This window comes from Vibrio tetraodonis, assembly GCF_003350295.1.
In the GTDB taxonomy this organism is placed as follows: Bacteria; Pseudomonadota; Gammaproteobacteria; order Enterobacterales; family Vibrionaceae; genus Vibrio; species Vibrio tetraodonis.
This window is the reverse complement of record NZ_QLYY01000005.1, coordinates 296399-309039: the sequence shown is the minus strand read 5'-3', so window position 1 is coordinate 309039 and position 12641 is coordinate 296399. Positions and strand designations below refer to the sequence as shown.

The window sequence follows — 12641 nt, the reverse complement described above, 5'->3', positions numbered from 1 at the left end:
AGAGCTATCTAAATCGAGAAAGATGATACTTTTGAGTCTTCCTATTGTTGCTGCATTGGTTATGTCTGCAACAAATAATACCAGTCAAAGTAAACGTACAATTCACCTTGCTATACAGGACTCCAGCCTTGTAAGTGACCAAAATAGTCAGGCAGAAATAGTTAGTGACGTACCAGATTATGAGTACATCATCAAGAGAGGAGATAACCTTAGTACTATTTTTGATCAGCTCGGCTTTGGTTACAGTGAACTGATGAAAATCATGGAAACGGACCTAAACTACTTGGCATTAGATACCTTAAGGCCCGGTAACACTCTGAGGTTTTGGCGAGATGGTGATACAAAGCGTCTTGCTAAAATGGAATTGGAATTCAGTATCGTTGACAGAGCCGTCTATAAATTACTCGATGATGGTAGCTACGCATTTAACGAAGTGAAGATTCCTGGGGTATGGAAGGAGCATGCATTAGTCGGCGAAATTGCGGGCAGTTTTTCTCAGTCTTTACATCGTGTCGGCTTAGGCAGTAGCGAAAATGAGCAAATCGTTACTTTATTGAAAGATAAACTTAATTTTTCCAGGGATCTCCGTGCGGGAGACGTGTTTGAAGTTGTTCTATCGAAGCAGTATGTTGGAGATATAGATACAGGAAATAAAGAACTGCAAGCGATAAAAATTTATAACCGTGGCCGAGAAATCACCGCCTACTTGCACTCAGATGGCCAGTATTACGATAAAAATGGCAACAGTTTACAAAGAGCTTTTCAGCGCAAACCTGTCAGTGGACACTATCGCCTTAGTTCAGGCTTTAATCCAACCAGAAAGCATCCAGTAACGGGGCGAATTGCCCCTCATAATGGTACAGACTGGGCGACTCCAACTGGAACGCCGATTCAAGCTACGGGAGATGGCGTAGTTATCATGACTCGCAAGCATCCTTATGCGGGGAATTATGTAGTGATTCAACATGGAAGCCGTTATAAAACTCGCTACCTGCATTTAAGTAAAATTTTGGTCAGCAAAGGTCAAAAAGTATCTCGCGGGCAGCGGATTGGCTTGTCAGGTTCAACAGGTCGTGTAACAGGCCCACATATTCATTATGAGTTGATTGACCGAGGCCGCGCTGTTAATGCGATGACGGCTAATATACCTATGGCAAGCTCGGTTCCTAAAAGTGAAATGTTAGCATTTAAAGCACGCCGTGATGAGTTAGACATTATGTTAAGGCAGCAAGAAATTCAGCTTGCTGGCCATGCTAGATCCGAACCAACGGCAGGTTAACACTCGAAAGGTAGTTTTTACACTAGGATTGCCATTGAGCAAGAATAGCTGAAACAATAAGTGAATGACTCTTTCAGTTGTTGAAATAAAAACGCACACAATGCCCAGCAATGTGTGCGTTTTTTGTTATCTTTAATAAACTAAAAGGTAGTGTCGCTATTTATAGTCTGATGGTGAGCGTAAATTGTTCATAATTTGATATAAATGATGTTCATTTTTTAGTCTCAGTATTACAGATAGCTATTTATCGACTAGAATTATTGATTGAACCGTCAATTAGGATTTGTTTTATGAAAATGTTGCAAAAACTGCCGACGAAAGTACTCATTTACAGTGCTCTCATCGTTGTCATTATCGGGTTTGTGTCTGTTGCTATGTTGGCCAGTCAGTCAAATCAGAATGTAATGCTGAGCCAAAGTCAGGTTTCCAAGACATACACAATAAAGGGCAAGCTAGACAGTTTGCTGGAACAAATCCTCAATATCGAAACTGGGTTTCGCGGTTATATGCTGACGAAGTCTCAAGGTTCTCTCATGCCATACAATCTAGGTGTAGAAAATATTGAGAAAGATATGAAGTATTTAGCGGATATCTTCATAAACAATCCCACTGATGATCAAACCAAACGCTTAAACGAGATCAGACGATTGTATGAAGAATGGAGAAGCGTCGAGATTGATAAGGGAATCCAGCTAAGAGGTTCGGCCAGTGATGCCGAGGTACTCGACTTTATCCAGCAAGATCGTCGCAAGTACGTGGATGATATGCGAGTTATTTTCCAGCAGATTGATGGTGCGGAAGAAGCGTTTTTGCAAACTCGTTACAAGGCCCTTAAATCTTCTCTGTCCTCTTCGGTTTTCAACGTTATTTTATTGTCGGTAGTCTCGTGCCTTGTATCGGGTTTGTTCCTGATGTTTATCAATCACTCGTTGGCAAAAAATATCGACGAAATGTCAAACGCGATAAAACAACTTGCCAAAGGTGTGTTGAAACCTCTGCAGCTTGTCCCATCAAAAAATGAGTTTTTCAAAATCAAGCAGACTTATAACCAGTCAATTGAGCAGCTTTCTCAGCTGATTCGAGAGTTAACAGAATCGTCGGATAATACCAATTCCGCATCTAGTCATCTAACTCAGCTGATGCAAAATACAGCGGATAATACTCAGGATGTGCTTAATCGAGTCGAGAGTATTTCTACGGCGATTAATGAGCTATCGAGCACCTCCAAAGAGGTTTCATCAAATGCGGTACAAGCCGAAGAAGAAACCAAGAAAGCAATCAGCAATGTGAAGAATGGTAACACAGCGTTGGATAAATCAATTGTCTTGACTCAAAACATCAACAAATCCGTACAAGAAACAGCCAGTATGATTGAGGAGCTGAAAAATAGCGCGGTCAATATCGGTGAAGTGACCAATGTGATTAGTTCTATTTCAGAGCAAACTAATTTGCTGGCATTAAACGCCGCGATAGAAGCTGCCCGTGCTGGTGAACAGGGACGTGGTTTCGCTGTGGTTGCCGATGAAGTTAGGCAGCTAGCGGGTAAGACACAAGAGTCTACGCAAAACATTCAAGAGATTATTACCAAGCTCCAAGAGCAATCGGAGAAAGCCAATAACAATATGATCGCGAATGTTGCCTCGATACAGGAGTCTGTGGACTTATCTGATAACGTGAAGTCATCGTTTGATGACATAGCAAATTCTGTCGAAGCCATTTCAGGTATCAACACCCTTGTTGCTACCGCTTCTCAGGAACAATACAGTGTGACTGAAGAGATATCTCATAGCACGGTAACCATGTTTGATTTGGTGAATGAGAACGTTGGTGCTGTTGAACAAGCGAAGAGCTCTTCGTCAGACTTAGCGCTATTAGCAGACAAACAAAATACTGAGCTATCGTTTTTTAAGGTTGACCAAAGCTAGTGAGTAATGGCGGATAAGTGATGCAAGTTTCTTGATTGGCGACGGCTACAAATTTTAACTAAGGCTAACGCTCATACAAGATAAGAGTTTTTACTAAAAGAAAAAGCCAGTAACTTCTGAAGTTCTGGCTTTTTTTTGAATTACTGTTTAGGCTCAAACCATTGGTTTGGGACTTTTACAGCAATAATTGTACTTTGACAGCTCAGCGTGTCATCGGCAAGTAAATCGCAGGTGAGTACAATTTTGCTCTCTTTCGCTTCTGAAATCGAAGCAACTAATTGAACGTGGCTGTCAATTGGAACGGGTTTTGCGAATTTGACCTCTAAATTCCCAGTTGCAAACCACACTAACTCACCTTGTCCTATCTCTCTACCACGCATCAAATAGCCTTTGGCAATCGCAGTACACACACAGTGGCAATCAATTATGGTTGAAATGATGCCACCATTGAGAAAATGTAAAGGTCCGGCACTATGGTGTGGTAATGGAGTAAAATCACATACAGATTGGTTTTCACCACTCCAGTAGCTTTGAATTTTCAGTCCTTGATGATTCTGAGGTCCACAACCAAAACAATGGTTATTTGGGATTTGTTCTTGAAACGATCGTCTAAGCTCCATGCCTGCTCCTCAGATTTGAGTATTATAAAATTCAATCACTTAAGTCGACCTTAGTTAAGCACGTTCCATACATTCTTCAAGTTAATAATACAATTATGTGATGCTTTACGATTATTTCGAACTGCATAGAGTTAGAAACAAAGGATATTTATCCATATGTTATACAGTATTATGGAATAGTCTCTTTGTGGGATTCTATCAGTAATTATAAAAACATATATATCAATAGAATTTATCTCAAACTTTAAGAGATAAATGCCGATAATAGTGAGATCTTAATATCATTTAATTGATGATATGAATGATTTTATGCGCTTTGCATCTTATCGTTTTGTTCGCTTTTTAAGCGTTTAATTAAATAGGATGTAATTAAAATGAAAAATGGATATAAACTTTCTACGCTTGCCATCGCTGTCATGGCGTCGGCGTCGGTCTCTGCGGGTATCACTGTTGAACCCAGTCCCTTTATCACAGATGTGAAGGGAAATATTGTTGAAGACCATTCTCAGAAATCGACAAAGCCTGCTGCTTTCTCGCCGATGAATATGATGGTTCCGCCTTCAGAGCAACGGGGTGACTGGTTCAATATGTCAGCGAATTACTCAAACCTTCAGGGTGTGGGTGCTGACTATGTGTATGAATCCATGCTTCCACCACTTAAACCTCAACCAGTGATTGTTGCGGTACTCGATTCTGGTGTTGATATTGAACATGAGGATTTAAAAAACAAGTTGTGGACAAACAAAGATGAGATACCAGGTAATGGTATCGATGATGATGGCAATGGCTACATCGATGATATTCATGGCTGGAACTTTTTGGGTAACTCTCTGGGTGTAAACGTAGATCAAGATACCTTAGAGGTTACTAGAGAATACAAGAAGTATCTTGAAATGGTTGCAGGGCAAGAGTGGATTCCACCAAAAATGCTCGAATATTTCAAAGGTGTAGAAGCTGATTATCAAAGCTCTGTGTCTAATTATCAAAATTTACTTGATAAAGTGGTTAAAGCCACAGAGGAAGCTAATGGCTTTAAAGCCGCTATTCTAGAGTTAGTTGAGCATAAAGATTTTACTGTTGATGGGTTACAAATACTACTGACGAACTCAAACCCAGAAGTGGTAGAGGCGGCGAAGGGCTTGTTGGCTGTGTTTGAGTCATGGTATTCATTCGATTATCTCGAGTCTCGCAAGGTTCGCTACCAAACTTCCCTCGATTATCACTACAACTTAGAGTTTGATACACGTAAAGACATTGTTTTGGATGACATCGATAATGCGTGGGAAAAAGGTTACGGTAACAACGATGTAAAAGGGCCGGTTGGCTCACACGGTACACATGTTGCTGGAATTATTGCTGCTGAACGCCGTAATGGAATCGGTATTGATGGTATCGCTCAGTACGCTCAGATAATGGCAGTGCGCATGGTGCCAAATGGTGACGAAAGGGACAAAGACATTGCTAATGCTGTTCGTTATGCGGTCGATAACGGAGCAAAGATAATCAACATGAGTTTTGGTAAGAGTTACTCTCCACGAAAGTTTGTTGTTGATCACGCGTTTCGCTATGCTGCCCGCAAAGGCGTTCTAATCGTTCACTCGGCGGGTAACAGCCGTAATGACAATGATGTCAAACCAAGCTTCCCCAATAGATTTGCAAAACATCAGTGGTCCAAACCTATTTCAACATGGATGGATATCGGTGCTTCGGCAAAATATGCCGATGATGCCCTTGTCGCGAGCTTCAGTAACTACGGTCAGGAAACGGTTGATGTATTTGCCCCTGGATATCGAGTTCTCTCTTCGACACCTGACAATACTTATTCCACATATAGTGGTACTAGTATGGCAGCACCAGTCGTTTCAGGAGTAGCCGCTATGGTATGGTCCCATTACCCTGATTTATCCGCAGTTGAGCTAAAAGAACTGTTGATAAGTAAAGCTCGTACTTATCCAGAACTTTTAGTTAAAAACCCAACAACACCTGAAGATTTAGTGCCATTTAGTACTTTATCTATCTCTGGGGGGATTGTTGACGCAGAAGCGATTTTTGATGAGCTTCAAAGTCGCTAATTTTATATTTCCCATTGTAAAGGGCTACTTTGAGTAGCCCTTTTTTGTCTCTATCTCTCCAAATCAATCACTTTACAACGTATAGGCAAAATTGACATCGCGGCTCCTGAAGACAGCTGACGAATAAAGTCCATTGCTTTGGTAATATCTGCCGTTTCAATTTTAAGCGCATTATCAATGCGCCCATCATTAGTCATGTCTGTATCGACGACACTCGGGCACAAGCAACATACCTTTATGTTATAGGGCAAAAGTTCCTGATATAGAGACTGGCTATAGCTTACTATTGCAGACTTAGTGGCTGAGTAAGCCGCAATTTTCGATACAGGTGATAAACCTGCTGTTGAGCCAAGATTGTATATTTCCCCATATTTTTGATTGCACATTTTTTGTGCTACTGCATTACAAACGATCATGGTCGAAGTGAGATTAACATTAACTAGATTGATGAGTTGAGATGTAGAAATATCAATGTGGCCAGCCTCTAATACACCAGCGCTACTGACAAGTATATCGATGGAATTCAGATCGGCTAAAATGGCTTGAATTGATGTGTCTACTTTTTCTGGATGAGAAAAATCTATGCTAAATGTTCTTATAGAGAGAGCAGGAAACTTTATACTGAGCTCAGAACTGAGTTTCTTTAGGTTCTCAGTGTTATGAGCGAGTAGCACTAAATTATAGCCTTGCTTAGCAAGGTAGTGAGATATGGCGTTCCCAATACCACGGCTAGCACCTGTGATGACTGCTGTTTTTGTCATAGTCTGTACTCTTTGGATCATATGTCTTTAATATCTATGGATAGACTACTAAATATTTCCACATAAAGTAATAGTTATTTTTTCCTTATTTACATGTTTTCACAAAGGCTAACTTGTGAAAATTACATGATATATCTCAATGTACAGTCTAACTTACGATATTTATATGATAATTATTACCTATAAGCACATACATAAAATAGTTATTTAATAAAATTTTAATATTTATTTTTTTGTAAGTAATATAATGATTATAGATTAATTTTAATATAAATCTTAATTTGATATTAAAATTAATTCCATGCTTGGTTCTAATTATTATTATTACTCTTTAATACCTTGTTATTAAGTCTTAATTATAATGTTTTAATTGACTTATAATAGATAAAAATATGCAATTGTTATGGTATATAATAAGTTGACTTACTACTCTTAAAGGAGTTAGTCTGTACAAAACTTGTTGATTTTTTTGGATAAATATTCATTATGTGAATAAGGAAGAAGTTTTTTCTTAATTTCATTCGTCATACGAATTTCAATTGAGCGAAGAATTGTGTGAGAATGACCATAGAGAAATGATTACAGTAAATAATATGCATCAAAATTCTTTAAGCACCCCAATTCTTATGATGATGGTTATGGTCATATGGCTTGAGTTAGTAAATGAAGAATCTTTATTAAAGCCGAGAATTTCTATTGTGATACTTAGTAGCTTGAAGTTGATGCATACTGTTTGTATTAAAAATTCAGATTCATTTATTATTATTAAGCTTGCTGATGAGATGAATCAAACTCCATGATTTAGCTATGGCTATTGCGATAAGAATGACTTTCCTAGGTTAGATGAATAAAGGCAATATTGCTCCCTATAGAGAAAGAAGAACAATTATCATTAAAAGAATATTAACATGGGAATGCTAATGAAAAATTCATTTCTGCTCCAGCTCGAAAGGAGACGTTCTGTATATTACTTGGGCAACTGCGTCACTCTCCCTAAGCAATATATCTCCGATCTGGTTAATAGAGCGATTAAGCTGTCGCCGTCGGCATTTAATTCTCAAAGTACACGTGTTGTCGTTTTATTCGGTAACCACCACTGCAAACTTTGGGCTCTGGTTAAACATGAGTTAAGTAAGGTCCAGACGTCTGACGCATTAGATATAAGTCTGTCAAAAATTGATGCATGTTTTGCATCTGGCTTTGGTACGGTTCTCTTTTTTGAAGATATTGAAGTGATTAACCAGTTACAGCAAAGCTACCCCGACGACTCTGATAGCATGGAAAGTTGGTCTGAACAGGCTAATGGTATGGCGCAACTATCCGTTTGGGCAGCTTTAGCCGCCGAGAATATAGGAGCTTCTATCCAACATTACAACCCAATTATTGATCAGGGTGTAGCACAAGAGTGGAATATTCCTAGTACTTGGAAAATGAGAGCTCAACTGCCTTTTGGCACCATAGAAAAGCGCCCTGAAGCGAAATCCATTATCAGTGATGAAGAGCGTTGCATTATCTATGAGTAGTTTGGAACGACGCCGACAGTGCGTTTTGAGCACCTGCTTACGCCCGGTATCTAGCCTAATTTTGGAGGATAACGGAGCCAAGCATACCCACTCTATAAAAATTTGGAGTGCGCCCAAACTACAGCTCATATGGCGATAGGTGAATTGAAAGTAAGTTTGTTTTTTTATACTGTACAATGAGTTAAGTAATAATGCCGTTTACAAGCCCAAATATGAATTACCTAAGACGAGTTGACCTCAATCACTTAGTAACCTTACAGGCACTGCTGTCTGAAAAGCATATTTCTCGTGCTGCAATTCGGCTCAGCAAAAGTCAGCCTGCGGTTAGTCACTCTTTGGCTTATTTAAGAAAAACCTTTGATGACCCTCTTTTGATCCGTCGAGCGGGGAAACTGGAATTAACGTCGAAAGCCGAAGAGCTTCTCCAGCCTTTAGAAGAAGCTCTCGCTCAATTGACCACTTTGTTTGAACCACCAGAGTTTTCGCCAAGGCTAGCCAATCGAACTTTCCGTATTGCGATGTCAGACTATGGTGTTAGGGTGCTTTTACCCAACTTATTGTCTCAAATACGGGCAATTGCTCCCAACATAAAATTTATTATAAAGCAGGGCAGCAGAGAGGCAATGATAGCCAGTGTTATGGACGGTGAGTGCGATATCGCCTTTGGGGTCTTTCCAGATATTGATAAGGAACTTCAAACAGAAACACTGTTTGAAGATGAGTTTATTTGTGTTGCCGATAAGTCAACACTTCCTGATTGTGGCTATTTAAGCTTATCAGCTTGGTTGTCTCGTTTTCACCTTCTTATCGCTCTTAAAGAGGGTGTTGATAATGAAATTGATAATTCACTAAGTAAAATAGGACATAAACGCAATATAAGTGTGATCCTTCCTCATTCGAGTATTGCCGGCGAGTTAGTGAGAGGTACGGACTTGATACTAACGGTAGCTAAGAGGACATTAGGAACACTGGAAAAGCAATCAGAATTGACTCTGTTTAGGCCGCCATTTCACATTGATTCGTTTAATTTTGATGCGATTTGGCACAAAAGAAAGGCAACGGACCCGAGTCATATTTGGCTTAGAAAAATGATTTATCATTCGCTGACAGTAAAGGTTACGCCTAATTCAGTGTGTGTTTGAAGGTATTATTTTCGGCCAATATTTCTATGAACTTTTTAGGTAAATGTTGTTTCTGTTCATTACTATAATTTTCCGATTAAAATCACTAAATTGGACTATTTTTTGCACTTTTGATACATCGACATGTCTATTACATCATCATTTAGTAACAATAAAGCAACATTAAGACTTCGATGAGGAGGGGATCTTGCTAAATCCACAGACAATGACCTTACCAGCTCCAGCACTGGCTGCATTGCTTGATAGTGACTTTAGGCTCAGTTTTGCGTCTTTTATCGAACAGATTCAGTTAGTGAACAAACCGTTGTCGCTAGCAACAATTCGTTTCATATTAGAGAATGTCGATTTGCAAGATGATGAAATAAAATCATTAGCAAGTTTTGATGAAGATAATTATTGTCGCAAGCGTTTATTTAAGAATCAGCATTGTGAAGTGTTGATCTTGAGCTGGCTCAATGGCCAAAGAAGTAAGATTCATGATCATCTCAATACAGCTTGTGGTGTTCGTGTGCTCAAGGGGGAGGCCATAGAAACCCTATTTGAAACGGCTGAGAATGGTTACATTTATGCGGCTCAATCAACACATCACCGAGAGGGAAGTGTGACAGTGAGTATGGATAATGACATTCATCAAATTTCCAATTTACAGGCAGATGATAAACCTTTGGTCACACTACATGTTTATTCACCCCCACTAAGTCAGTTTCATTTGTATCAACTTGAAAAAGGCCAACCTGAGCTACTTGACTTGCAGCAAGACACTTGGTTTTACGAGATCTAACTTTCAAAGTTCGCTTATCTCAAATATAGAGAGGCGTTATAGCCTCTCTAAAGTTTTTAATCTGCTCTTGCTAAGAGTTTTCCCAACCCTTGGCTTCTTAGAGTTTGTTCCATAATATCGATAACTTTTCGGCTTGTCTTAGCTGTAATTAGTGGCGAGCTGGTTTCATTGTTGATAATTAATTCTGAGATATGAGTTGCTTCATGTTCAAAACCTCCTCCCGTGATGGCAGGGGATATCACTCTGTGTTCCTCTTTGTAGAACACATCAATTTTGGTTGGGTTCCACCACTTTTCGTGGATGATAATCTTTATGTCTGGGCCTAGTATAATGGCACGGCGCTCTAAATTTCGAGTAATTGAAGCTTTAATATTACCCTTTATGCCTTGTTTAAAGCTGAACTCGATAGTTTCATCGACCTCAGATTCTGGGTTGTCTTGCCAATAGTTGACTTTGGGAAGGAAAACATCTGAGCCAGTCAGGTGACATATGTCAACATATAACCACAATGGGTATACTCCTACATCTAGAGTGGCTCCGCCGCATAAGTCGGGATTGAATATTTGTTGCTTGGTATCGAACTCGTGCCAGTTGCCGAAAGCTGCCTCAATCGACGTGATTTCGATGTGGTTTTGCTCGATAAACTGACGCAGACTCTGATACGCAGGGAAAGCAACTGACTTCATCGCTTCTATTAAGAGTACTTCCTTTTCAGAGGCTAAGCTCTGCATTTCATCCCAATCTTTTACTGTTGTAAAAGCGGGCTTTTCCACCAAGACGTGTTTGCCAGCACTTAAAAATAACTTGGCCATGTCATAGTGAAAAGGATGGATGGTTGCGATGTAAACGGCATCAACATTCGGATCGTTTGCCAGATCTTGATAAGAGGCGTAGGCTTTTTCTGCGTTGTAGTGATCAGCAAACATTTGCGATCGTTTTTCTGATCGAGAAGCAGCCGCATATAAGTATCCGTTTGCAACATGCTTGGTTAGGTCCTCGGCAAATCTGTGGGCTATTTTACCCAGTCCAGCAATCGCCCAGCTAACTCTGTGTCCTGACATCTTTATTCCTTAAATCGCCTATTCGGATTATGGCCAATACTAGGGTTCTAATGGGCTTTGAGTCAATAGTGAAAGTTTCCAACCGATAACAAGACTGAGTTAGGTGCGAATAACACATAATGGTGCACTTTATGGGGATAGTTAGTTGATAAAAAGTCGATTCTCTTAGCATTAAAACATGACATTTTGACCTTATCTGATAATAGTAAATTTTAATGACGTGTATTTTGTGGGCATAAATGAATAAAGAGGAAATATTAATACTATTTTTTTAACTCGGTACAAAAGCGACTATCGAGGTTGTTGCATAAAAATCAACTGACAACTAACACTAAAAGACCAGCAAAGGCGTTTCGATGTTGTGAATTTTGCTCGTAACTAAATGGCAATCTACATCATATTCAGGACATAAAAGGTTCGATTTATCATGAAGATAGTGGCAAATATCATCATATTGGTATCATCAGTAGTATTTTCTACCTTAGGCTATGCAGCGATAGGAAATTACCCTGTAATACTCATTCATGGTTTTCAGTCAGATCAATTACAGTCAAAACCCGATAGAGCGCAGGTCGAGAGAGATGGAGAAGATTCTTGGAAAGAGTATTGGATTCAATATGCCGATGCCCGTATAGATTGGCCTTCTCATGAGCGAATTGAAGGAAAAATTTCCAGTCAATATGTATGGCCCAAGTTACAAGAGCTGTCGCGTGATGGAATTTGTCGGTCTGGATGTATCTTAGTCACCCACTCTGCAGGTGATCTTATCGCGCGCTACATACTCGACAATCAAGAGAACTGGCTGTTAAATGCGGGGCTTGAACCTCTTAATATTGTTGCAACCTATGATTTTGCAGGTGCGGGAGGAGGCTCCGAGCTTGCCGATATCATTATGAATGTTGCGGAAGGTGGTGGCCTAGCCAATCGTGCTATGCGTTACGCTATTTCGTTATGGCTTGGCGAGATGCCCAATCAAACGAATACCGGCGTACTCAATGATCTGAGGGTGTCTAATGCACGAAATATAGCGAGCTTGTCAGACAATCGGATTCCTAGGATTCGTTGTATAGGTAATGGTACAGAATACTACAAAGCAACGTCGGTATTTTTGCCAGGTAATGATGATGGAGTTGTTGCTGCACATTCTGCATGTGGAGCTCTCAGGGTCGGTAGTTTTAACAGTTGTTCGTCCAGTTTAGCGATGAATGGCAAAGTAGAACGACAGTCCAATGGAGTCTCAGAGTTTATGCCAGCTCATTATCCTGTGCTGATGGGAGATGGTTATAGTCATAGTGATGTGGTTGAAGCTGAGTACAAGGGTAAATTGACGTCGAGTATCAATGATATCTCTCTTGCTAATGGACAAAGTGTGGGAGTCGAAACCTATCAAGAAAGTAAATGGTGGCGAAGTAAGTATCTCTACGTTGAGGGTTCGGATAGCAGAACCATGTCTGAAATCGTGTCCAACCTTCACTGA

The 12641-nt window shown here is 39.9% G+C and carries 11 protein-coding genes; 8 read left to right on the top strand and 3 right to left on the bottom strand.

The features are described from left to right. The first annotated feature begins 22 nt into the window (after nucleotides 1–22). Complete coding sequence (locus DPF90_RS01610; protein WP_114783977.1) at nucleotides 23–1279, top strand: peptidoglycan DD-metalloendopeptidase family protein; 1257 nt, start codon at nucleotides 23–25, stop codon at nucleotides 1277–1279. A gap of 290 nt (nucleotides 1280–1569) precedes the next feature. Next, nucleotides 1570–3204 carry a methyl-accepting chemotaxis protein gene (locus tag DPF90_RS01605; RefSeq protein WP_114783975.1) on the top strand — a complete coding sequence of 545 codons (1635 nt, stop codon included), beginning with the start codon at nucleotides 1570–1572 and terminating at the stop codon, nucleotides 3202–3204. Nucleotides 3205–3344: 140 nt separating this feature from the next. Here DPF90_RS01605 and DPF90_RS01600 read toward each other — a convergent pair whose 3' ends face one another. Then, nucleotides 3345–3824, bottom strand: coding sequence for a PaaI family thioesterase (locus DPF90_RS01600; RefSeq protein WP_114783973.1), 480 nt, complete (start codon nucleotides 3822–3824; stop codon nucleotides 3345–3347). A 374-nt stretch (nucleotides 3825–4198) separates the two neighbouring features. Between DPF90_RS01600 and DPF90_RS01595 the strand changes: the two genes are divergently transcribed. Then, entirely contained in the window at nucleotides 4199–5896 is a 1698-nt protein-coding gene (locus DPF90_RS01595) for a S8 family peptidase (protein ID WP_114783971.1), read from the top strand. 50 nt (nucleotides 5897–5946) lie between these two features. On the opposite strand, the gene DPF90_RS01590 is transcribed toward DPF90_RS01595, so the two are convergent. Then, a complete protein-coding gene (locus tag DPF90_RS01590; RefSeq protein WP_114783969.1) occupies nucleotides 5947–6657 on the bottom strand; it encodes an SDR family NAD(P)-dependent oxidoreductase in 711 nt (236 codons plus the stop codon). A 539-nt stretch (nucleotides 6658–7196) separates the two neighbouring features. Here DPF90_RS01590 and DPF90_RS01585 point away from each other — a divergent pair. From DPF90_RS01585 to DPF90_RS01570, 4 genes are all read left to right on the top strand, one after another. Then, nucleotides 7197–7457 carry a hypothetical protein gene (locus DPF90_RS01585; RefSeq protein WP_162813972.1) on the top strand — a complete coding sequence of 87 codons (261 nt, stop codon included), beginning with the start codon at nucleotides 7197–7199 and terminating at the stop codon, nucleotides 7455–7457. A gap of 120 nt (nucleotides 7458–7577) precedes the next feature. Then, nucleotides 7578–8180 (top strand): nitroreductase family protein, encoded by a 603-nt coding sequence (locus DPF90_RS01580; RefSeq protein WP_114784269.1) that lies wholly within the window; start codon nucleotides 7578–7580, stop codon nucleotides 8178–8180. 191 nt (nucleotides 8181–8371) lie between these two features. After that, complete coding sequence (locus DPF90_RS01575) at nucleotides 8372–9322, top strand: LysR family transcriptional regulator (protein WP_205395142.1); 951 nt, start codon at nucleotides 8372–8374, stop codon at nucleotides 9320–9322. A gap of 205 nt (nucleotides 9323–9527) precedes the next feature. After that, nucleotides 9528–10103, top strand: coding sequence for a cysteine dioxygenase (locus DPF90_RS01570; RefSeq protein WP_114783965.1), 576 nt, complete (start codon nucleotides 9528–9530; stop codon nucleotides 10101–10103). 56 nt (nucleotides 10104–10159) lie between these two features. On the opposite strand, the gene DPF90_RS01565 is transcribed toward DPF90_RS01570, so the two are convergent. Next, nucleotides 10160–11164, bottom strand: coding sequence for a Gfo/Idh/MocA family protein (locus tag DPF90_RS01565; protein WP_114783963.1), 1005 nt, complete (start codon nucleotides 11162–11164; stop codon nucleotides 10160–10162). A 427-nt stretch (nucleotides 11165–11591) separates the two neighbouring features. Between DPF90_RS01565 and DPF90_RS01560 the strand changes: the two genes are divergently transcribed. Continuing rightward, nucleotides 11592–12641 carry a hypothetical protein gene (locus DPF90_RS01560; protein ID WP_114783961.1) on the top strand — a complete coding sequence of 350 codons (1050 nt, stop codon included), beginning with the start codon at nucleotides 11592–11594 and terminating at the stop codon, nucleotides 12639–12641.

Excerpts from the sequence above, each read along its gene's own strand:
- DPF90_RS01565 (WP_114783963.1), bottom strand. The coding sequence starts at position 11,164 with ATGTCAGGACACAGAGTTAGCTGGGCGATTGCTGGACTGGGTAAAATA.
- DPF90_RS01610 (WP_114783977.1), top strand. The coding sequence starts at position 23 with ATGATACTTTTGAGTCTTCCTATTGTTGCTGCATTGGTTATGTCTGCA.
- DPF90_RS01590 (WP_114783969.1), bottom strand. The coding sequence starts at position 6,657 with ATGACAAAAACAGCAGTCATCACAGGTGCTAGCCGTGGTATTGGGAAC.
- DPF90_RS01580 (WP_114784269.1), top strand. The coding sequence starts at position 7,578 with ATGAAAAATTCATTTCTGCTCCAGCTCGAAAGGAGACGTTCTGTATAT.
- DPF90_RS01575 (WP_205395142.1), top strand. The coding sequence starts at position 8,372 with ATGCCGTTTACAAGCCCAAATATGAATTACCTAAGACGAGTTGACCTC.
- DPF90_RS01570 (WP_114783965.1), top strand. The coding sequence starts at position 9,528 with ATGACCTTACCAGCTCCAGCACTGGCTGCATTGCTTGATAGTGACTTT.
- DPF90_RS01600 (WP_114783973.1), bottom strand. The coding sequence starts at position 3,824 with ATGGAGCTTAGACGATCGTTTCAAGAACAAATCCCAAATAACCATTGT.
- DPF90_RS01560 (WP_114783961.1), top strand. The coding sequence starts at position 11,592 with ATGAAGATAGTGGCAAATATCATCATATTGGTATCATCAGTAGTATTT.
- DPF90_RS01595 (WP_114783971.1), top strand. The coding sequence starts at position 4,199 with ATGAAAAATGGATATAAACTTTCTACGCTTGCCATCGCTGTCATGGCG.
- DPF90_RS01605 (WP_114783975.1), top strand. The coding sequence starts at position 1,570 with ATGAAAATGTTGCAAAAACTGCCGACGAAAGTACTCATTTACAGTGCT.